This is a genomic window from Burkholderia anthina (assembly GCF_902498995.1).
Lineage (GTDB): Bacteria > Pseudomonadota > Gammaproteobacteria > Burkholderiales > Burkholderiaceae > Burkholderia > Burkholderia anthina.
In genome coordinates this window covers 22313-42717 of sequence record NZ_CABVLY010000034.1, presented here as the reverse complement: position 1 = coordinate 42717, position 20405 = coordinate 22313, and the positions used below count along the sequence as shown (strand labels likewise).

At 68.4% G+C, this 20405-nt stretch carries 15 protein-coding genes; 6 read left to right on the top strand and 9 right to left on the bottom strand.

Features of this window, described 5'->3' with window-relative positions:
- The first annotated feature begins 200 nt into the window (after positions 1-200).
- A complete protein-coding gene (locus BME24068_RS31035; RefSeq protein WP_096508255.1) occupies positions 201-1868 on the top strand; it encodes a Na+/H+ antiporter in 1668 nt (555 codons plus the stop codon).
- Between the two features lie 88 nt (positions 1869-1956).
- On the opposite strand, the gene BME24068_RS31030 is transcribed toward BME24068_RS31035, so the two are convergent.
- Positions 1957-5529 (bottom strand): indolepyruvate ferredoxin oxidoreductase family protein, encoded by a 3573-nt coding sequence (locus BME24068_RS31030; protein ID WP_174928342.1) that lies wholly within the window; start codon positions 5527-5529, stop codon positions 1957-1959.
- 1799 nt (positions 5530-7328) lie between these two features.
- Positions 7329-7886: a sugar O-acetyltransferase gene (locus tag BME24068_RS31025; RefSeq protein ID WP_174928341.1), complete on the bottom strand. Its 558-nt coding sequence runs from the start codon at positions 7884-7886 to the stop codon at positions 7329-7331.
- Between the two features lie 442 nt (positions 7887-8328).
- Here BME24068_RS31025 and BME24068_RS31020 point away from each other — a divergent pair, with 442 nt between their 5' ends.
- Complete coding sequence (locus BME24068_RS31020; RefSeq protein ID WP_174928340.1) at positions 8329-8943, top strand: glutathione S-transferase family protein; 615 nt, start codon at positions 8329-8331, stop codon at positions 8941-8943.
- A 74-nt stretch (positions 8944-9017) separates the two neighbouring features.
- Here the strand turns inward: BME24068_RS31020 and BME24068_RS31015 are convergent, their stop codons facing one another.
- Both BME24068_RS31015 and BME24068_RS31010 read right to left on the bottom strand, forming a co-directional pair.
- Positions 9018-9986 carry an ion channel gene (locus BME24068_RS31015; RefSeq protein ID WP_174928339.1) on the bottom strand — a complete coding sequence of 323 codons (969 nt, stop codon included), beginning with the start codon at positions 9984-9986 and terminating at the stop codon, positions 9018-9020.
- Positions 9987-10159: 173 nt separating this feature from the next.
- A complete protein-coding gene (locus BME24068_RS31010) occupies positions 10160-11179 on the bottom strand; it encodes a sulfate ABC transporter substrate-binding protein (protein WP_096508258.1) in 1020 nt (339 codons plus the stop codon).
- Positions 11180-11629: 450 nt separating this feature from the next.
- On the opposite strand from BME24068_RS31010, the gene dapA reads away from it, so the two are divergent.
- Positions 11630-12523 (top strand): 4-hydroxy-tetrahydrodipicolinate synthase, encoded by an 894-nt coding sequence (gene dapA / locus BME24068_RS31005; RefSeq protein WP_174928338.1) that lies wholly within the window; start codon positions 11630-11632, stop codon positions 12521-12523.
- Between the two features lie 21 nt (positions 12524-12544).
- Here the strand turns inward: dapA and BME24068_RS31000 are convergent, their stop codons facing one another.
- From BME24068_RS31000 to BME24068_RS30990, 3 genes are all read right to left on the bottom strand, one after another.
- Positions 12545-12925 (bottom strand): type II toxin-antitoxin system VapC family toxin, encoded by a 381-nt coding sequence (locus tag BME24068_RS31000; RefSeq protein WP_174928337.1) that lies wholly within the window; start codon positions 12923-12925, stop codon positions 12545-12547.
- The gene (locus tag BME24068_RS30995; RefSeq protein ID WP_239007775.1) at positions 12925-13152 is read right to left on the bottom strand and encodes a type II toxin-antitoxin system Phd/YefM family antitoxin; all 228 of its coding nucleotides are present in this window, start codon (positions 13150-13152) and stop codon (positions 12925-12927) included. Before BME24068_RS30995 ends, BME24068_RS31000 begins: the two co-directional genes overlap by 1 nt.
- Before the next feature lie 104 nt (positions 13153-13256).
- The gene (locus tag BME24068_RS30990; RefSeq protein WP_174928356.1) at positions 13257-14288 is read right to left on the bottom strand and encodes a LysR substrate-binding domain-containing protein; all 1032 of its coding nucleotides are present in this window, start codon (positions 14286-14288) and stop codon (positions 13257-13259) included.
- Positions 14289-14394: 106 nt separating this feature from the next.
- Between BME24068_RS30990 and BME24068_RS30985 the strand changes: the two genes are divergently transcribed.
- A complete protein-coding gene (locus BME24068_RS30985; RefSeq protein ID WP_174928335.1) occupies positions 14395-15672 on the top strand; it encodes an MFS transporter in 1278 nt (425 codons plus the stop codon).
- A 31-nt stretch (positions 15673-15703) separates the two neighbouring features.
- Here BME24068_RS30985 and BME24068_RS30980 read toward each other — a convergent pair whose 3' ends face one another.
- Entirely contained in the window at positions 15704-17905 is a 2202-nt protein-coding gene (locus tag BME24068_RS30980) for a TonB-dependent receptor (protein ID WP_174928334.1), read from the bottom strand.
- 145 nt (positions 17906-18050) lie between these two features.
- Positions 18051-18689, bottom strand: coding sequence for a glutathione S-transferase family protein (locus tag BME24068_RS30975; RefSeq protein ID WP_096508264.1), 639 nt, complete (start codon positions 18687-18689; stop codon positions 18051-18053).
- A gap of 112 nt (positions 18690-18801) precedes the next feature.
- Here BME24068_RS30975 and BME24068_RS30970 point away from each other — a divergent pair, with 112 nt between their 5' ends.
- The gene (locus BME24068_RS30970) at positions 18802-19722 is read left to right on the top strand and encodes a LysR substrate-binding domain-containing protein (protein WP_174928355.1); all 921 of its coding nucleotides are present in this window, start codon (positions 18802-18804) and stop codon (positions 19720-19722) included.
- 369 nt (positions 19723-20091) lie between these two features.
- Positions 20092-20373 carry a hypothetical protein gene (locus BME24068_RS30965; protein ID WP_096508266.1) on the top strand — a complete coding sequence of 94 codons (282 nt, stop codon included), beginning with the start codon at positions 20092-20094 and terminating at the stop codon, positions 20371-20373.
- The last annotated feature ends 32 nt before the right edge of the window (positions 20374-20405 follow it).

The window sequence follows — 20405 nt, the reverse complement described above, 5'->3', positions numbered from 1 at the left end:
CGGACGGCAGACAAGCATCAAGCAAGCTCCGTGCAAGCCGTGAACGCGTGCGCCGCGCTCGCGCGCAGCCCCGTCGCACCATCGTGGCGTACGCGCGATGCACCATTTCCGTGCGTACGCACCGGCGCACTCGAGCGCATCCGTCACGCTGTCACGCTACACTCCGTACGATCGTTTCATTCTCCACACTTGCCGTATCGATGGAAATCGTCTTCACCGTCCTGATTTTGTTGCTCACCGTCGCGCTGTCCGGTGCGATCACGCGCCTGCTGCCGTTGCGGCTGCCGCTGCCGCTGATGCAGATCGCGTTCGGCGCGATGCTCGCGTGGCCGAAGCTCAACCTGCACGTCACGTTCGACCCCGAAATCTTCATGCTGCTGTTCATCCCGCCGCTGCTGTTCGCGGACGGCTGGCGGATTCCGAAGCGCGAGCTGTACCTGCAGCGCCGCGCGATCCTGATGCTCGCGTTCGGGCTCGTGTTCATGACGGTACTCGCAGTGGGGTACTTCGCGCACTGGCTGATACCCGAGTTGCCGCTGCCGATCGCGTTCGCGCTCGCGGCCGTGCTGTCGCCGACCGATGCGGTCGCGCTGTCGGGGATCGCCGGCAAGGGCCGCATCCCGCCGCAACTGATGCACATCCTCGAAGGCGAGGCGCTGATGAACGACGCGTCCGGCCTCGTCGCGCTGAAGTTCGCGATCGCGGCCGCACTCACCGGCATGTTCTCGCTGCGCGAAGCGTCGGTCACGTTCGTGATCGTCGCGGCCGGCGGGCTCGCGACGGGGGCGGTCGTGTCGTGGGTGTTCAGCGCGCTGTCGACGCGCTTCCTGAACGCCGAGCAGGAAGGCGATCCGGCCCCGGGCATCGTGATGACGCTGCTCGTGCCGTTCGCCGCCTATCTGTTCGCCGAGCACCTCGACCTGTCGGGCGTGCTCGCGGCCGTGTCGGCCGGGATGATGATGAACTACACGAGCTTCTCGCGTAAAAGCACGGTCGCGTCGCGCGTGCGTGCCGAAAGTACGTGGGCGATGATCGAGTTCGTGTTCAACGGCATGGTGTTCATCATGCTGGGGCTGCAGTTGCCGCACATCATCGGCCGCGCGCTGGTCGATGCGCACCACACGAGCGACGCGCTCGTCGGCCGGATGATCTTCAACGTGTGCGCGATGATGCTCGCGCTGTATGCGATCCGCTTCACGTGGGTGTGGCTGCTGCGCTGGATCGCGAGCCGCCGCGCGGCACGCCAGGGCCTCGCCGGCACGATGGCCGGCATCCGCACGATCGCGGTGATGACGGTCGGCGGCGTGCGCGGCGCGGTCACGCTCGCGGGCGTGCTGTCGATACCCGTCGCGCTGTCCGACGGCGCGCCGCTGCCCGGGCGCGACACCGCGATCTTCGTCGCGTCGGCCGTGATCCTCGGTTCGCTGATCGTCGCGGTGATCGGCCTGCCGCTGCTGCTGCGCGGCGTGCGCTCGACGCGCAACCCGCTCGCCGACGAAGAACGCACCGCCCGCGCGGCGTCCGCGCAGGCCGCGATCCGCGCGATCGATGCGTCGCACGACGCGATCTCGGCCGATCTCGACGAATCGGGCGCTGCCCGCTGCGCCGACATCTCCGCACGCGTGATGGACCAGTACCGCCGCCGCCTCGCCGCACTCGCCGAGGACGGCCCCACGCCGCGCGCGGAAGCGAAGCAGGCCGAAACGATGGAACTCCAGATGCGGATCGCGGCCGTGCGCGCGGAACGTTCGGTGCTGTACCGGCTGCGCAGCGAAAGCAAGATTTCGGACGAGACGCTGACGAAGCTGATCCGCGAGATCGACCTGTCGGAGACGGCGCTGTCGACGCGCAAGAAAGGCATCGTCTGAGCACGGCGCACGCGGGGCCGCTGCCCGGCCGGCCATAAAAACGGCGACGCGCGAGCGTCGCCGTTTTCACATCCGCCGCGCGTTCGCGTTACTTCGCGACGACGACCGGAATCCCCTTCAGCATCCCCGCGCCCTTCATCTCGTCGACGGCGTGCTGCACGGCCGCGCTGGTCGCCGCGTCGATGCCGAGCTGCAGCGCGAGTTCGCGCTCCGCACGCTTCACGCCGGCGAGATTGCGCACCTTCACGTGACCGAAGCCGCGCACGCGGGCGTGCAGGTCGGCCAGTTGCGCGACCTGCGCCGCATTGCCGGCATTCGTCACGGCGAGCGCGCGCGCGAGCGTCGTCTCGTAGTCGTCCGCGAGCGCACGCTCCATCCTGCGCTCGACCGTGCGGCCGAACGGATCGAGCCACGTGCCGCGCAGGCTGCGCACGCGCGCGAGCGTGCCGAGCACCGGCCACATCCACTGGCCGAACACGCGTTTCTTCGGCACGCTGCCGTCGCTGCCCGCCTTCGCGACGGTCGGCGGTGCGAGGTTGAACTTCACGCGATAGTCCTGCCCCGGCACGCCTTCGAACTGCGCTTCGAGCGCGGTGCGGAACGTGCCATCCGCGTACAGCCGCGCGACTTCGTATTCGTCCTTCACCGCAAGCAGCCGGTAGAACGTCGTCGCGACCGCGCGCGTCAGCGCCTCGTCGCCTTTCGCGCGCGCCGCGTTCACGAGCGCACGGTAGCGTTCGACGTAACGCGCGCCGCCGTAGGCATCGAGACGCGCCTCGCGATCGGCGATCAGCTCGGCGAGCGTCTGCGATGCCGCCTGCGCGGCCACCGCGTGACGCGCATTCCACAAGGCGTCGAGGCCTGCCGCGTCGCCGGCCGCCATCCGGCCGATCGAGAACGCGAGCTTGTTCATCGGCACCGCGACGTTGTTCAGCTCGATCGCGCGCATCATCGCGGCGAGCGACACCGGCACGAGGCCGAGCTGCCATGCGTAGCCGAGCATCAGGATGTTCGCGCCGATCGGGTCGCCGAGGAATTTCGCGGCGAGCGCCTGCGCATCGCAGCTCGACAGGTAGCCGTCGCCGGCCGCGTGATGCATCTTTTCGAGCAGGGCGTCCGCATGCAGGTCCGCGTCGGGGTTCTGCACGAACGATGCGTTCGGAATCCGGTGCGTATTGACGACGATCCGCGAACGCTGGTGACGCACCGTCTGCAGCGCCTCGGCGCTCGCGCCGACGACCATGTCGCACGCGAGCAGCACGTCGGCCTGCTGCGTGTCGATTCGCACCTGGTTCAGCCACCGGTCGCTCGACGCGATCCGCACGAACGACAGCACCGAGCCGCCCTTCTGCGCGAAGCCCATGAAGTCGAGCACCGACGCGCTCTTGCCTTCGAGGTGCGCGGCCATGCTGATCAGCGCGCCGACCGTCACGACACCCGTGCCGCCCACGCCCGTCACGAGCATGTCGTACGGCGCCGCGTCGAGATGCGTCGCGGGCACCGGCAGCGCGTCGACGCGCACGGCGAGCGCCGCCTCGTCGAATGCCGCGCCCGCGGCCTTCTTCAGCGCCGCGCCTTCGACCGTCACGAAGCTCGGGCAGAAGCCGTTCACGCACGAGTAGTCCTTGTTGCACGACGACTGGTCGATGCGGCGCTTGCGGCCGAGCGGCGTCTCGAGCGGCTCGACCGACAGGCAGTTCGACTGCACGCCGCAGTCGCCGCAGCCTTCGCACACGGCGTCGTTGATGAACAGGCGCTTGTCCGGGTCGGGGAACTCGCCTTTCTTGCGGCGGCGGCGCTTCTCGGCCGCACAGGTCTGGTCGTAGATCAGCACGGTGACGCCCGGCGTTTCGCGCAGCGCGCGCTGCACCGTGTCGAGCTCGCCGCGGTGATGGAACGTCGTGCCGGCGGGAAACAGCCCGTGATGGCCGTCGTACTTCTGCGGTTCGTCGGACACCACGACGAACCGCGACACGCCTTCCGCCTCGACCTGCCGCGCGATCTGCGGCACCGAGATGCTGCCGTCGACCGGCTGGCCGCCCGTCATCGCGACCGCGTCGTTGTAGAGGATCTTGTACGTGATGTTCGCTTTCGCGGCGACCGCCTGGCGGATCGCGAGAATGCCCGAGTGGAAGTAGGTGCCGTCGCCGAGATTCTGGAACACGTGCTTCGTGTGGGTGAACATCGCGTGCGCGGCCCAGTCGACGCCCTCGCCGCCCATCTGGATCAGGCCGGTCGTGTCGCGCTCCATCCACGACGCCATGAAGTGGCAGCCGATGCCGGCCTGCGCGATCGAGCCTTCCGGCACCTTCGTCGACGTGTTGTGCGGGCAGCCCGAGCAGAAGTACGGCGTGCGCTTCACCGCGTCGGCTTCGTTAGACAGGATCTGCGGCGCGACGAGATCGACCACGCGCTCGCGGCGATCGAGCGCCGGCTTGTGGCGCGCGAGCCAGTCGGCGAACACCGGCAGGATCCGCGACGGGCGCAGTTCGCCGAGCTCGGACAGCAGGCACGCGCCAGCCGCATCGTGCTTGCCGAGCACACGCGGGCGCGCGCCGTCCGCGCGGTTGTACAGGTAGTCCTTGATCTGCTGCTCGATGACGGGGCCCTTCTCCTCGATCACCAGCACCTCGGCGAGCCCGTCGACGAAGGTCTCGATGCGCGTCATCTCGAGCGGATACGACAGGCCGACCTTGTAGATCCGCACGCCGGCCGCATCGAGATCGGCGACCGTCAGATCCAGGCGGCGCAGCGCCTCCATCAGGTCGAGGTGCGCCTTGCCGCAGGTGACGATGCCGACGTTCGCCTGCGCGCCCGGCGCGATCCACTTGTCGATGCTGTGGGTGCGCGCGAAATGGCGCACCGCGTCGAGCTTCGCGGCGAGGCGCGCCTCGATCGTGAGGCTCGGCAGGTCCGGCCAGCGGTTGTGCAGGCCGCCCGGCGGCGGCGTGAAGCCCGCGGGCGCGGGCCAGTGCGTCTGCAGCGCGTCGAGATCGACGGTCGAGCCCGACTCGACGGTCTCCGAGATCGCCTTGAAGCCGACCCATGCGCCCGAGTAGCGCGACAACGCCCAGCCGTACAGGCCGAATTCGAGCATGTCCGCGATGTTCGACGGGTTCACGACCGGCATGTGCCACGCCATCATCGCGAAGTCGCTCTGGTGCGGCATCGACGACGACACGCAGCCGTGGTCGTCGCCCGCCACCACCAGCACGCCGCCGTGCGGCGACGAACCGTATGCGTTGCCGTGCTTGAGCGCATCGCCCGCGCGGTCGACGCCGGGGCCCTTGCCGTACCACATCGCATATACGCCATCGACGGTGCGCTCCGGATCGGCCTCGACGCGCTGCGTGCCGAGTACCGCGGTACCGCCGAGTTCCTCGTTGATCGCGGGCAGGAAGCGCACGCCGCTGCCGTCGAGCAGTTTCTTCGCCTTCCACAGCTGCTGGTCGACCATCCCGAGCGGCGAGCCGCGATAGCCGCTGACGAAGCCGGCCGTGTTCAGCCCTTGTGCGGTGTCGGACGCGCGCTGCATCAGCAGCAGGCGAACCAGCGCCTGCGTGCCGGTCAGGAAGATCCGGCCGCGCGTGGCGGTCAGGTTGTCGGTCAGGCGGTAGTCGGATAGTGCGGGCGTGCCGTCGACGGGCAGGCGAGCGGTCATGGGGATGTCTCCGGATTGTGCTGTTCTGGGCTGCGCGGGGGCGTCGGGCGACGCCGGCCGGAGGCAGCTGGATGGCTCTATTTTTTCGCGGAGAGGCGAGAAAGTTTTTTCTCATCTTGCTCGGGTGCGGAGATAGCGAGAAAAACTGCGCAGGTTTTAGGCCGGATTTGAGAAAGTTTTCGCGCGGGGTATTGGCGGGCGGTTGATGACGTGCCGGGGCGCGCGGATGAATGGCCTTGAAACGGCGAGGATGCGCAGCGGGCGAGCGGCGCGCCGGGCGACTGGGTGGCCGGCGCTGGCGCCCCGTGCGGCAAGGGTTTGAGCGACGGACGGCAAGCACGCTCACCGATGAAATGCACAGCGTTCCGACTGGCCGGAGATGCGGGATGTCCACATCCGCGGACTACCCGGGCAATCGGATGCGCACCCTCACCTTTCGGTTGCACAGGGTTTCGACTGGCGTCGGGCCGGGATTTCCACACCGCAATCGATACCTCCGTTCGCTCGGGGGCCGAGGCTCACCACTGAAATTCACAGCGCGACGACTGAATGCCGGCGAGAGATATCCACATGGATTCATCCCCGTTTCGTCGATACGACGGTCGTTCTCGCCGTTCGGGCGCATACCGGCAACGCCCCTTGTCCACCATGCGTATGCCGCCCGGACTCGACATCGCCTACCCGCTAACGCCGGGAATTTAGTGATGAGTCATCGGCACGCGCTTGCAGGATGGCATCGATCCGATTGTGGATAGCTCGATCCCGAGCCACTCGAAACACTGTGAATTTCGATGGTGAGCGTCGGCGCACAATCTCGGGAGAATGCCGATCGAGTTGTGGATAGCCCGATCCACGACAACGCCAAATGCTGTGCATTTGAATGGTGAGCGTTGGCATTGGGTCGCACGCGCGCGCCAGTCAAGGGGGACGAATCGACCGACCCGCGGCAACTCGAAATGCTGTGCATCCCAATGGTGAGCATCAAGCATTCGATCGGACAAGGGCGCCGATTCGAGCGTGGCAGGCCCGAGCGACGAGCAACCCGGCACGTCGCGAATCTTGCCGTCAGCCGCGCCGGGACTGGCTCCCGGCCGAACGCGCGCTCACACTCACCCATGAAATGCACAGCGTGCCGAGTTGCCTGGGAAGCCGGGGATCCCCATCGGAACGGAACACGCATGCGCGAGTGCGGTTAGAATGCGCGGCGCTTCGGGTGGTGCCAACGGACAGGAAGCGGACGCGTGGTTCGATCAGGCACTTGTGCTCACCGCTGAAATACACAGCGCGTCGAGTCGCTTCCGGGACCGGATATCCGCACCGCGACCTCCACCCGAACCTATCGCGAATCCGCACGAGCCGTTAGAATGCGCGGCGCTCCGGATTCTCGCGGAGGGCGCGGAAATCCGCGCCGGACAAGCCCTGCGGGCCATCGGGCTTCGACACTCACCATTCGGAAGCACAGCATTTTTCGTCGTTGTGCACCCCGGTTGTCCACACCCCTTGCCTCGTATCCGGCTGCATTCGGTCACCCTCACCTGTCGAACGCACAGCGTGTCGAGTGGTTTCGATGCCGGGTTATCCACAACGGAAATTGCGTGAAGATTCGCCGCCGGCGAACCGGCCAAGTCGATTTCCGCGTCTGCCCCATGATGCTCACCCAATGCCGGAAAGCCATGCCGATTCGGCCTCCGGCCGAGTGCTCACCGTTCGGCTGCACAGCATTTCGAGTGAGCGGAAGGGCAGGTTGTCCACATCCGTCCTGCAGCGGCGATCGTTCGCGCCGGCCGCCGCGAACGATCTCACTCCGCAATCGACCGGATGATCTGCGCCGGGTTTCCGCCGACGAGCGTATCCGGAGGAACGTCGCGGGTCACGACAGAACCCGCGGCGACCACCGAATTCTCGCCGACCGTCACGCCGCCGATGATCGTCGCGCCCGCGCCGACCCACACGTTTCTTCCGATCACGATCGGCCGGGCCACGACGCAGTCGCGCCGGCGCGAAGGTTCGACCGGATGTCCGGACGTAATGAGACTGACGTTCGGCCCGATCATCACGTCGTCGCCGATGTCGAGGCCGCCGAGATCGTAGAACGTGCAGTTCTGGTTGATGAAGACGTTGCGGCCGATCCGGGTATCGGCGCCGCCTGTCGCGTAGAACGGCGGGATCAAGAGAAACCCGTCGTCCATTGGCTTTCCGATCAGTTCACCGAACAATCGACGGACTTCGTCCGCATCGTCGAAGGTCAGGCGGTTGAGCCGCGCGGTGATGGTCATCGTCCGCTTGAGGTCGGCACGCATCGCCGCCGACTCCGGCGTTCTTCGGGGAATGATTCTGATGCGATCGTCGTTCGCCATTCCTGGCCCTTGTCCGTATGCAATCGATCCGTATTCTGCGTATGATCGCGGCGCCTGATTCACCGGGCGCGAGCGCGTCGCTTCGAGTTCGACTTCAATGATCGTGCAGCCGGGTATGCGGCGGTCCGGCCTCCTCGTTTTGCCGCATGTCGAAGGGCGGCGTCGATTGCGCGTGCGACCGGTTGCGACACCACGGCAACGTCGGCGGGACAGTGTAGAGGTATCCCGTTTCGAGCAAACCCTGAGCGGCCAATTCATGACTAGTTAATTTATAACTAGTTACTTCATGACCTACCGCGCACACGGGCTTTGCGCGAGATTCATCGTCGATCCGCATGCCCCGCCGCGCGTCACTCTGCCGCCGGCCCCTGTCCGAACCGCTCCCGCTCGGGTACGCTTGAACATCCACCGAACCGACACGCACACCCGACGCGGAGGCGCGATGAAGCTCTACTACTGGCCGAAAACCCGGGCATTCCGGGCGCTGTGGATGCTGGAGGAAATCGGCGCCGTCTACGAGCTCGTGCCGATCGACCTGCGGTCGCACGAACAGGGCAGCGACGCGTTCGTCCAGGTCAATCCGATGGCCAAGCTGCCCGCGCTCGACGACGGCGGCGAACCGTTCGCCGAATCCGGCGCCGTGCTGCTCTATCTCGCCGATTGCTGTCCCGGCGCCCGGCTCGGCATCGCGCCCGACGACCCGCTGCGCGGCCGCTTCCTGCAGTGGATGTTCTTCACGCCCACCTGCCTCGAGCCCGCGATGGCCGAGAAATTCACCGGCGCGTCGGGCAATCCGGTCGCGTTCGGCTGGGGCAACATCACGCGCGTGCAGCGTGCGCTCGCGCAGGCGCTCGCCCATAGCCGCTGGCTCGTCGGCGACCGCTTCACCGCGGCCGACCTGCTGCTCGCCAGCACGCTGAAGATCGCGTTCGACGCGCACCTGCTGCCGCACGAAGGCGTGCTCGGCGACTATGTCGCGCGCGCCGAGGACCGCGACGGCTATCGCCGCGCGGTCGCCGTCGAACAGCGCGAAGCGGCGCGCCTGCTGCATGCGTGACGCGTGAACGGCGCGGCATGCGGTGACGGCGGCCGCGCCCGGCTGCCAATGCCGGGGCGCGCCGACCGGCAGCGTCATGCAGCCGGCCCGGGCGCCTGCGCCGCCGCGCCGGCGTCGACCACCGCCCCCGGCGAACCGCGTTCGTCGGTATCGGCCTCGACCGGCACGACTTCGTGAAAATGCGTGTAGTCGATGTGCGTGATGCCGCCTTCGTCGTGCATCAGGTCGACATAGCGGTGATGCCAGCGGATGTCCGCATGCGCCCATGCGTAGCGCGCCTGCATGACCTGCGCGGTCGTCTCGTCGGAGCCCTCGATCGTGATCAGCAGCGACGCGTCGCGCGTGGCGAGCGATTCGGGCGTCTCGCCGAACAGCGGGCTCGCTTCGTCGATCACGTGCATCAGGTTCCAGCCGAGCAGGAAGATCGGATGCTCGCTGCGCACGAGCGGCAGGTCGTGGATCTTGCGCAGCGTATAGCCCTCGTGCGAGCCTTCGACGCGCATCAGCCGCAGCTTCGCCTGCGCTTCGGCGATCACGTTCTGGCGCGCATTCGCGGCGCGCACCATCAGCGTCATGCGCCCGTTCAGCGGCCGCACGATCGCGTAGCGCGCGAACAGGATCTTCGCCTGTGGCCGCGAAAACCGCGCGAACACGAGGCCGGTCGCCAGCGCGATGCCCGACATCCCGGCGAAGATCTCGAACGTCGCGACGAGGTGCGCATAGACGGTCTGCGGATGCATGTCGCCATAGCCGACGGTGGCGAGCGTTTCGACGCTGAAGAAGAACGCGCCGCCGAATCCGGCCGGCGACTGGTTCGCGATCGGCGCATGGCCGAGCAGGTAGAGCGTCGCGAAGCCGCCGTTGAGCAGCAGGAACAGCATCGCGAGCGACAGGAAGAACACGGGCCAGCTCACCGTCAGCGCCCGGTGATAGAGGTCGCGCCAGCCGAGCGGCGGCATCCCGTATGCGATCACGGGGCGCGTGCCCGACCAGATCTTGCGGCCACGGCCGCGGGAAGCCGGGGAGGACGGATCGACGTTCATCGCGCGACGCCTGAAGCAGGGAGGCGATGAGCGTAGCACGCGCGGCGGCGGCCGGGAATGCGCGCCGATGCGTAGCCGCCGTCCGCCGCGCAACCCCGAAAAAAAACCGGCCGCACGAGCGGCCGGTTTCGCAGTCTTCCTGCCGGCATGCGCGCGGCGCGCGCCGCGCCGGCTTACTTCCGGTCGACGATCACGCGGTCGAACGTGCCGCCGTCGGCGAAGTGGGTCTTCTGCGCGTTCGCCCAGCTTCCGAAAACCTGCTCGACGCTGAACGTCTTCAGCGGCTTGAACTCGGCCGCATGCTTCTTCAGTACGTTCGCGTCACGCGGGCGCAGATGGTGCTGCGCGATGATCTCCTGCGCCTGCGGCGTGTACAGGTAGTCGAGATACGCCTGCGCGACCTTGCGCGTGCCCTTCTTGTCGACGACCTTGTCGACCACGGCCACCGGCGGCTCCGCGAGGATGCTCGCCGACGGATACACGGCATCGAATTCCGCGCCCGACGCCCCCGTATCCATCAGCGCGACTTCGTTCTCGAACGTGACGAGCACGTCGCCGATGCCGCGCTGCGTGAACGTCGTCGTCGCGCCGCGGCCGCCGGAGTCGAGCACCGGCACGTTGCGGAAGACCGCCTTCTCGAAGTCGAGCGCCTGCTGGTCGGTCGCGCCCTTCTGCTTCTGGTAGCCCCACGCGGCGAGATACGCGTAGCGGCCGTTACCCGACGTCTTCGGGTTCGCGATGATCACCTGCACGCCCGGCTTCGCGAGATCGCTCCAGTCCTTGATCGCCTTCGGGTTGCCCTTGCGCACGAGGAACACCATCGTCGTCGAGTACGGCGAGCTGGCGTCGGGGAAGCGCGCGCGCCAGTCCTTCGGCAGCAACTGGCCGCGCTCGGCGAGCAGGTCGATGTCGTTCGGCTGGTTCATCGTCACGACGTCGGCCTGCAACCCCTGCAGCACCGACAGCGCCTGCGCGCTCGACGCGCCGTGCGACTGCTTGATCGTCACCGTTTCGCCGGTCTGCTGCTTGTAGGCGGCGGCGAAGCTCGTGTTGATGTCCTTGTACAGCTCGCGCGTCACGTCGTACGACACGTTCAGGATCGACGTGTCCGCGTGCGCGGCCGTCGCCGCCACGACCAGCGCCGCCGCCGTGCCCGTGTGCAGCCAGCGGCCGATCCCCTTGATGCTTGCCATCGTGATATGCCCCGTTCAGTGGTGGTGAATGTGCGTGACGGCACGCGTACGCGCTGTCATCGAAACGTAAGCGGGCATTCTAGCGGCCGGGCGCGGCGCGCTTTCCAATCTGTCATGCAAAGCAAATCTCGAATCCTGCTAAACGGCGCGCACCGCTCGCGTATGCGCCGGATCCGGTGTTAAGATCGCCGTTCAGCCCTTTTCCCGGTTCATCCATGTCCGCTGCCCTGCGCTCGCCCTCGATCCTCGCCGCCGTCGCGGCAGGTGCGCGCGCGGCCGGGCTGAAACTCAAAAAACGACGCCTCGACTGACGGGGACGTCGCGTCCCGTCAGGCGAATGCCGGACGGGATGCCCGCAGGTCGTTTCTTTCTCCTTGCTCGCACGCCTCGCTCCGGCACTCCGCCGGCGGAACGGTTCCTTCCCACTCCGTTTCCACCATGAGGTTTTGCATGCACACACGTTTCGAAGGTATCTGGCTGCCGATCATCACGCCGTTCCACCACGGCGAAGTCGATCACGGCGCGCTCGCGCGACTCGCCCGTCACTATGCGGCCGCGGGCATCGCGGGCTTCGTCGCGGGCGCGACGACCGGTGAAGGCGTGCTGCTCGACGCACGCGAACAGGACGCCGTGTTCGCGACGCTGCGCGACGCGGCGCCCGGGCGCCCGATCGTCGTCGGGCTCACCGCGAGCGCAACGCACTTCGCGGCCGCCCGCGCGCGCGAACTCGCCGCGCTGCGGCCCGACGGGCTGCTCGTCACGCCGCCCGTCTACGTGCGGCCGACACAGGACGGCATCCGCCGCCACGTCGAGGCGATCGTCGACGCGGCCGATCTGCCCGTGCTCGTCTACAACATCCCGTACCGCACGGGCGTGAACGTCGAACTCGAGACGCTGCAGGCACTCGCGCGCGATCCGCGCGTCGCGGGCATCAAGGAGTGCGGCGGCACGCTCGACCGGATGAGCCGGCTCGTGCACGACACGCCGCTCGCGATTTTCTCCGGCGACGACAACCAGAACTTCGCGGCGCTGTGTGCCGGTGCGCACGGCGCGATCGCGAGCAGCGCGCACGTGCTGCCCGAATGGCATGTGCGCATCCATGCGCTGCTGCGCGACGGCCGGCTCGCCGACGCGCGGCGGCTGTCGGTCGCACTGCAGCCGCTCGTCGCGGCGCTGTTCGCGGAGCCGAATCCGGCGCCGGTGAAGGCGGTGCTGGCGGCGCAGGGGTGGTGCGAGGATGGGTTGCGGCTGCCGTTCGTGCCGGCGAGCGACGCGTTGCGGGAGAGGCTCGCCCGACTCTGGACAGCGCTCGAGGCATCGACACCGGCTATCGCAACGGCTTAGGACTTCGCTCCAGAAACTGTTTCAGACTGTCAGGATTCGGGTCTCGCCATACTGCGCAAGGTGGCTGTCAGCCGTAACGAGCAGCAACGGTTCGCACCACGCCTGCGCGACGAGCAGCCGGTCGAACGGGTCGCCATGATGATGCGGCAGATGACGCACGGCAGCGCCGTGCATGGCCCGGACCGGTAGCTCGCGGTACTTGCTGGTCCTCAGCTTGTCGACTAGGCGATCCACGTCGACATCCAGCTTTCCCTTCCCGGCCTTGATCGCCACTTCCCAGATGCTCGCGCTGCTGACGAACACGGCATCGGCAGCGGTGATCAGTCTGCGCGCGCGAACGCTCAGTTTCGGATCATCGCCCCACATCCACAGAAAGATGTGCGTATCGACCAGCAACCGCATTATTTCCCTTCGAACTCAGCCAGCTCTTCGGCGGAAAGTGGTGCGTCGAAATCATCGGCAATCCATATCTCTCCCTTGAGAGCACCGAACTGATGGATGGGCTCGAGCGGGACAAGCCGGACCGACTGCTTGCCGATCTGCGTGATGACGACGCGTTCGCCAGCGATCGCGGCATCGAGAAGCCGCTGGAGATCGATCGTGGCTTCGGGGACGGTGGCAACTTGCATGATGGGCTCCATTGAGTGACTCACCATTGTCACGACATTCACCCCGTTGCTCCAATAGACCAAACGTCCAGCCTAAGGACACTTGCGTGCTTGCCGACGCGGGATCACGCCGCGAGCGCCACCGCCTCCCCCGTCGCATCCCGCACCGCCTGCGTGACGATCCGCGCGAGCCGCTCGACGCTCGGCGTGACCGACGACGCGCGCCGCAGCAGCATCAACGGCAGGCTCGGCAGCGCCGGCAGCCCGAGCGACGCCGCGTCGAGCACCCGCACCGACGCCGGCAATCCGTAGTGCGAGCGCACCGTCAGCCCGAGGCCGGCCGCCGCCGCGGCCCACAGCCCGGCCAGGCTCGGCGTCGTGAACGCGACGCGCCACGGCACGCCCGCGCGGTCGAGCGCGTCGGTGGCTGCACCGAAGAAGCGGCACGGCCGGTCGAACACGACGAGCGGCAGCGGCTCGCCCGACGCGCGCACGGCACGAATGCCCGTGTCGCGGTCGTCCGCCGCATCCGCGTGGGGGCCGCCGTCCGGCATGCCGAAGCCGCCCGCGCCCGCCGCCGCGATCCACTGCATCGGCACCTGCGCGATCACGTCGCTGTCGATGCCGGCCCGCGTCAACAGCGCCGCAGACGCCGGGTCGCCCCACACGAGCGCGAGGTCGAGCTGGTTCGCGTCGAGCCGGTCGAGCAGATCGGCATTGCGCGCGACGCGCGCCTCGATCCTCACCTTCGGATGCGCGCGCGCGAAACGCCCGAGCACGTCGGGCAGGATCGCCTCGCCGAAATCCTCCTGCAGGCCGACCCGCACCCAGCCGTCGAGATTCACGCCGCGCACGGCCGCGGCCGCCTCGTCGTTCAGCGCGATCATCCGCCGCGCATAGCGCAGCATCGCATCGCCGGCGTCGGTCAGCGCGAGCCCGCGCCCGGCCTTCACGAACAGCGGCGTGCCGGCCTGTTCCTCGAGCTTGCGGATCTGCGCGCTCACCGCCGACGACGAGCGCGCAACGCGATCGGCCGCCTTCGCGAAGCTGCCGAGATCCACGCCCGCAACGAGGCTGCGCAACGCGGCCACGTCGAAGTTCGGCCGGGCCAGTGCGGCGTCGGCCGCCGCGCCGTGGTCATTGTCATGTCCGGACATCTCGATCATCCCGTTTTATCGAACGATTCATCAAAAACTTTCCGATTTTCAGGATGAATGTAGGTCGCCACACTGGCGATGTCAATTTCCACCGGACTCCGTCGCCATGGATACCTCCTGCCTCGCCTCTCCGTCTCCGGCCGCGCGCGACGCGCGCGGGCCGGCCCATCGCTGGCGCGTGCTCGCAGCCGGCGTCGCCGCGAACATGAGCTTTTCCGCCGCCGCGGCCGGCATCCCGACCACCGCCGTCTGGATGCGCTCGGCCTATCACCTCGACAACGGTGCGCTCGGCCTCGTGCTGGGCGCGCTCGGCTTCGGCGTCGCGCTGTCCGAGCTGCCGTGGGGCATGGCCGCCGACCGCTTCGGCGACCGCCGCGTGCTGCTCGCCGGCCTCGTCGCCACCGCCGCGATGCTGGCGCTGATGGTCACCACGATCGTCCCGACCGCGCACGCGGTGCCGCCGCTCATGCGCGTCGTCGTCGCGATGTGCTGCGTCGGCCTGCTCGGCGGCAGCGTGAACGGTTCGAGCGGACGCGCGGTGATGCGCTGGTTCGGCGAGCGCGAACGCGGGCTCGCGATGAGCATCCGCCAGACGGCCGTGCCGCTCGGCGGCGGCGTCGGCGCGGCGCTGTTGCCGTCGCTCGCGTCGCACGCGGGCTTCGCCGCGGTATATGGCGCACTGATGCTGCTGTGCGCCGGATCGGCCGTGCTGACGTGGCGCTGGCTGCACGAGCCGCCTGACGCGCCGGCCGCGGCGCAACCCGTGCGCGTCGCAACGAACCGCCCTGCCGCACCGCAACCGCCGGCACGGCACGCGCGCAATCCGCTGGCAAGCGGCGCCGTCTGGCGCATCGTGCTCGGCATCGGTGCGCTCTGCGCGCCGCAATTCGCGGTGCTCACGTTCGCGACCGTGTTCCTGCACGATTTCGGCCGGCTCGGCCTCGCGGGCATCAGCACGGCGATGGTCACGCTGCAACTCGGCGCGATGGCGATGCGCGTATGGAGCGGCCGCCATACCGACCGGCACGGCAACCGGCGCGCGTACCTGCGCGGGTCGGTATGCGTGGCGGCCGGCGCGTTCGCGCTGCTTGCGGCCGCCACGGCCGGCAGCCCGCACGTGCCGCTCGCCGCGATCGTCGCGATTCTCGTGTTCGCCGGCATCTGCGTGTCGGCATGGCACGGCGTCGCGTACACCGAACTCGCCACGCTCGCCGGCGCGAACCACGCGGGCACCGCGCTCGGGATGGCGAACACGATCGTGTATCTCGGACTGTTCGCGACGCCGCTCGCGATTCCGCCGCTGCTCGCCGTGAGTTCGTGGAGCGTGGTCTGGCTCGCGGCGGCGTTGATCGCGGGCGCGACCTATCCGCTGTTCGCGCGATAGCGGCGCAGGCGGCCGCCGTGCGCGCCCTGGTTCAGAACTTGTACACGGCCGACAGCATCGCCGACCGGCCGTCGCCGAGCTCGACGGCCGACGAGCGCGATTCGCTTCCCGACACCTGCCGCACGCGCTCGACATACGCACGATCGAACAGGTTGTCGACGTTCAGCTGGAAGCGCAGCCGGCGGCTCACGTCGTAGCCGGCCATCAGGTTGTGCACCCAGTACGCGCCGAGCTTGCCGTCGCCCTGCGATGTCACGTTGCGCCGGCCGACGAAGTGCGAACCGTAACCCACCGTCCAGCCCGCCGGCAACCGGTAGGTCGTCCACAGGTTAAACGCGTGGCGCGGCGTGTTGCCGAGCGCCTGCCCGTCGCGGCGAGGCGTGGACGGCGAACTGAGCGTGACGCTCGCCAGGTACGTGTAGTTCGCGAACACGTCCCACCGCGGCGTGACCTTGCCGGCGGCACCGAGCTCGATGCCGCGCACGCGCTGCCGGCCCGCGAGCGCATAGCTGCCGTCGGCCATGCGTTCGCGCGCATTCTTCTTTTCGGTCTGGAACAGTGCGCCGTTCAGCGCGACGCCCGCCAGCCCCTCCCATTTGGCGCCGAGCTCGAAGCTCTCGTTCTTCTCGGGCGCGAGCGCGCCGGTCGCCGCGCTCACACCCGAGCCGGTAGTGACGAGAAATTCGGCGGACGGATTGAACGACGTGCCGTACGCGAAATACGCGCGGCCGTTATCGGTCGGCTTGAACACGAGCGCCGCGCGCGTGCTCAGGTGACGGTCGGCGCTGTCCGCGCGCTCGGCGGGCTGCCCGACCGACGCACCTTCCGCCCGGCCGTCGATCCAGTCGTGCCGCAGCCCGACGTCGACGTCCCAATAGCGGCCGAACGAGATCGTGTCGAACGCGTACAGCGCCTTCACGACGAGCGCGGTGTCGTTGCGTGCGCTGTCCTGGCGCTGCGTCGGGCCTCGCCATATGCCGGACGGCGCGGCGAGCGGGAAACCGTCGGCCGGGTAGAACCGGTTGATTCCATACGAATAGGTCGTGCGGCCGTACGTTTCGCGCGAGATCTCGAAGCCCGTGACGAGCGAGTGCCCGACGCCGAACGTATCGAACGCGCTCGTGACGTTCGTCTGGTTCGCCCACATCGCCGTCGACACATCGCGGCCGTAGCCCTGCGGGCCTGCCGGCTTGTAGCGCCCCGGCGGCAACCCCTGCCGGTTCACGTGCGATGCGGAAATCACGGTGTCGCGATTCAGATGCGCATAGCGGCTCAGGTTCTGCACCTTCAGGCCGGGCGACACGTCGTGTTCGACCTTCACGGTGAAGGCGTCCGACGTGATGCGTTCGCGATCGAGATTGCGCCAGCCGAAATAGCTGTCGCGCGACACGCCTGTCAGCACCTGGCCGTCGCGCGCCGGCAGCCCGTAGTCGGGCAGGTTGTTGTCGTACTGGTGAAAATAGCCGAGCGTGACGCGCGTCGGCGTGCCGAGCCCGAACGCGAGCGACGGCGCGACACCCCAGCGCCGCCGGCGAATGTCGTCGCGGCCCGGCACGTCGTTGACGTGCGCCATCGCGTTCAGGCGGAACGCCGCACGGCCGGCGGTGCCGGGCAGCGGCCGGTTCGCGTCGAGCGTCACGCGCCGGTAGTCGGACGTGCCGAGCGTCGTGCCGGCCTCCGTGAACGCGCCAGCCTTCGGCGTCTTGCTGACCAGGTTCACCGAGCCGCCCGTCGTGCCGGCGCCGCCGAACACCGAGTTCGGGCCCTTCATCACCTCGACCGCCTCGACGTTGAACAGGTCGCTGCGATTGTTCTGCGCGCTGTCGCGCAGCCCGTCGAGCTGCAGGTTCGCGTTCGCGCCGAAGCCGCGGATATTGAACATGTCGCCCGATCCGCCGCCGCCCTCCCCCGCGTTGAACGTGATGCCCGCGACGTTCGACAATGCTTCGCGCAGGCTCAGCGCCTGCTGTTCGTCGAGCACCGCGCGCGGCACGACGGTGATCGTCTGCGGCACGTCGAGCAGCGGCGTCGCATATTTGGCGGAGCCCGACCGGTCGACGCGCGAACCGGCGTCGCGGTTTTCGTGAACGACGATCGGGCTCAGGTGCGGCGCGCGCCGCGGCTCGCCCTCTTCCGCGGACGCCGGTGCGGCGGCACAGGTCATCATCGCGAATGCGACGGATGCAGTCGCGCGACGCGGCGGCGTCACGCTCGACAGGATGCAACGGTTCATGTGATTCACTCCACTCCATTGATGAGAATGGTTCTCATTCAATAGAATTGAGTGCGACATGACAATTGGACATGTCCGAACTTCGTTATCCGAACGAACCGTTGAACGAAACGGGCCTGCCGCCGCACGGCCGCGGTTCGCGTCGTCAGCCTTGCTCCCGCGCCAGCGCCCGCCGCGCGGCCGGCCGTTCGGCCTCGCGCCGCGCATGCGCGCTCCACGCGGGATGCTTCGTCATGTCGAGCCCGATCGCGACGCCCCAGCGATACAGCACGAGCAGGAACGGATCGACGATCGAATGGCCGCCCGGCTCGGCCCATGTGCGGCCGTCGGCGAGCGCGGCTTCGATCGACGCGTTCGCCGCATCGATCAGCCCGCGCCCGTGTTCGCTGATCGCGCCGTGCAGCGCCGGATCGCCGATGAAGCGCCCCGGCCGCCACAGCGTGCCGTAGCCGACGCCGTGCACCCAGCCGACCAGCCATGCGAGCCATTCGTGGCAGCGCGCCTCGCGCAGCGGATCGTCGAGCGGCAGCAGTCGCGCGTCCGGATGACGACGCGCGAGATACGTGAGGATCGCGGGCGTTTCGGTCAGCACGCGCGGCTCGCCGGGAATCGCGAGCACGGGCACGCGCGCCTTCGGGTTGATCGCGAGATAGCGTGCGTCGAGATTCTGCTGCTCGCGCACGGACACGATCTCGACGTCGAACGGCGCGCCGGTTTCCTCGAGCGCGATGTGGGCGGCGAGCGAACATGCGCCCGGCGAAAGATAGAGACGATATGCGTTCATGATGGCGTTGCCCGGCGGACCTGTTGAAAGACGGAACCGAGTGTAGGAACGCAGGGCCCGCCGCCGCAAACGATGAATTGTCGTGCTCGGGCATGAGTGATACTAATGCGTGATGCGACGTATCCATCTCCCCCCGCTACAGACGCTGCGTGCGTTCGAAGCCGCCGTGCGGCTGCAGAGCTTCACGCGTGCCGCCGACGAACTCGCGCTCACGCAAGGCGCGATCAGCCAGCACATCCGCACGCTCGAAGCGCGGCTCGGCTATCCGCTGTTCACGCGCGAGCGCAACGGCGCGACGCCGACGCATGCCGCGCATGCGCTCGTGCTGCAGGTGCGCCAGGGCCTGAGCGTGCTCGAGCGCGCATTCGAGCCGGCGCTCGCCGGGCGCAATCGCCCGCGCACCTGCGACGTCACGCTGAACGTGAGCGTGCTGCCCAGCGTCGCCGAGCGCTGGCTCGCGCCGCGCCTGCCGCGTTTCACGGCCGTGCATCCGCACATCGCGATCGCGCTGCATCCGGACGCGGCACTCGCGCCGCTGCGCAAGCGCGACCGCATCGACGTCGCGCTGCGCTACGGGCCCGGCACGTGGCCGGGCGTCGTCGTCGAGAAGCTGATGAACGAGACGGTCTTTCCGGTCGCGAGCCCCGCCTACCGCAATCGCGACGGCATCGCGCCACGCGTGCCGGCCGATCTGGTTCGCGCGACGCTGCTGCGCCATCCCGCGCAACCGTGGGAGCCGTGGCTCCAGGCCGCGCGGCTCGACCTCACCGAATCCTCGCGCGCGCCGCGCTTCACCGATGCGAACGCGCTGATCGACGCGACGCTGAAAGGACGCGGCGTCGCGCTCGCACGCCGCTCGCTGATCGAGCCCGAACTCGCGGCCGGCACGCTCGTGCGCGTATCGACGGTGCGCGTGACCGACGTGTATGCGCACTACGTGGTGTGGCGCCCCGATCATCCGCACGATGCGGCGATCCGCACGTGGCTCGACTGGCTGCGCAGCGAAGTGCGACGCAGGACGCCGCGCCGCTGACGCGCGCTCAGGCGCGCGCGCATCGCGACCTTGTCGAGCATGATCGACAGATCGCGCACGCCCCGTCGCCCGGTTTCGTCGTCGCCTGCGCTTCGATCGGCCGGCCGCGCGCGCGTGCACGATCGCCGCGGCGGCCGGATCGCGCCGCGACGGCCCGCTGCGCTGCACGCCCCAGCCGCGCTCGATGTCGATGCGTGCCGCATCCGCCGGCAAATTCCGCTCGTGATGCACGCGGCCCGAACGAAAGCATTTGGTCAGGCTTGCGAAAGCATTTTGCGATCACACCGGGGTCGCAAACGATTCACCGAAACGTCGCACGGCATCGGCATACTCGAAAACGTTTCCCGTCAGCCCGCCTGGAGAGAAGTCATGCATCGCGTTGCCCTCGTCGTCGCCCTGTGTGCCGCTGTCGTCACCGCCGCCTGCAGCGATGATGCGTCGCACGACGCGCAGGCGGCCGACACCCCGCAACAGGCACATGCATCGTCCGGCTCCGCGAGCGCGTTCAACAACGACGCAGGCGCGAACGCCGCCGCGTCCGATGCCGCACCGCTCGCACCGCCCGTCATCCATTACCCGCCCGATGACGACGACGACGCGAAGTCCGCGACGACCGCGGCCGCGCCCGACGTCGCATCGTCGCCGCACTGATCCGTGTTTCCGTCCCCCCGATCGCAGAACCG

What these genes read in the sequence shown, in the direction of transcription:
- BME24068_RS31035 (WP_096508255.1), top strand. Translation starts at nt 201, where the DNA reads ATGGAAATCGTCTTCACCGTCCTGATTTTGTTGCTCACCGTCGCGCTG.
- BME24068_RS31030 (WP_174928342.1), bottom strand. Translation starts at nt 5,529, where the DNA reads ATGACCGCTCGCCTGCCCGTCGACGGCACGCCCGCACTATCCGACTAC.
- BME24068_RS31025 (WP_174928341.1), bottom strand. Translation starts at nt 7,886, where the DNA reads ATGGCGAACGACGATCGCATCAGAATCATTCCCCGAAGAACGCCGGAG.
- BME24068_RS31020 (WP_174928340.1), top strand. Translation starts at nt 8,329, where the DNA reads ATGAAGCTCTACTACTGGCCGAAAACCCGGGCATTCCGGGCGCTGTGG.
- BME24068_RS31015 (WP_174928339.1), bottom strand. Translation starts at nt 9,986, where the DNA reads ATGAACGTCGATCCGTCCTCCCCGGCTTCCCGCGGCCGTGGCCGCAAG.
- BME24068_RS31010 (WP_096508258.1), bottom strand. Translation starts at nt 11,179, where the DNA reads ATGGCAAGCATCAAGGGGATCGGCCGCTGGCTGCACACGGGCACGGCG.
- dapA (WP_174928338.1), top strand. Translation starts at nt 11,630, where the DNA reads ATGCACACACGTTTCGAAGGTATCTGGCTGCCGATCATCACGCCGTTC.
- BME24068_RS31000 (WP_174928337.1), bottom strand. Translation starts at nt 12,925, where the DNA reads ATGCGGTTGCTGGTCGATACGCACATCTTTCTGTGGATGTGGGGCGAT.
- BME24068_RS30995 (WP_239007775.1), bottom strand. Translation starts at nt 13,152, where the DNA reads ATGCAAGTTGCCACCGTCCCCGAAGCCACGATCGATCTCCAGCGGCTT.
- BME24068_RS30990 (WP_174928356.1), bottom strand. Translation starts at nt 14,288, where the DNA reads ATGTCCGGACATGACAATGACCACGGCGCGGCGGCCGACGCCGCACTG.
- BME24068_RS30985 (WP_174928335.1), top strand. Translation starts at nt 14,395, where the DNA reads ATGGATACCTCCTGCCTCGCCTCTCCGTCTCCGGCCGCGCGCGACGCG.
- BME24068_RS30980 (WP_174928334.1), bottom strand. Translation starts at nt 17,905, where the DNA reads ATGAACCGTTGCATCCTGTCGAGCGTGACGCCGCCGCGTCGCGCGACT.
- BME24068_RS30975 (WP_096508264.1), bottom strand. Translation starts at nt 18,689, where the DNA reads ATGAACGCATATCGTCTCTATCTTTCGCCGGGCGCATGTTCGCTCGCC.
- BME24068_RS30970 (WP_174928355.1), top strand. Translation starts at nt 18,802, where the DNA reads ATGCGACGTATCCATCTCCCCCCGCTACAGACGCTGCGTGCGTTCGAA.
- BME24068_RS30965 (WP_096508266.1), top strand. Translation starts at nt 20,092, where the DNA reads ATGCATCGCGTTGCCCTCGTCGTCGCCCTGTGTGCCGCTGTCGTCACC.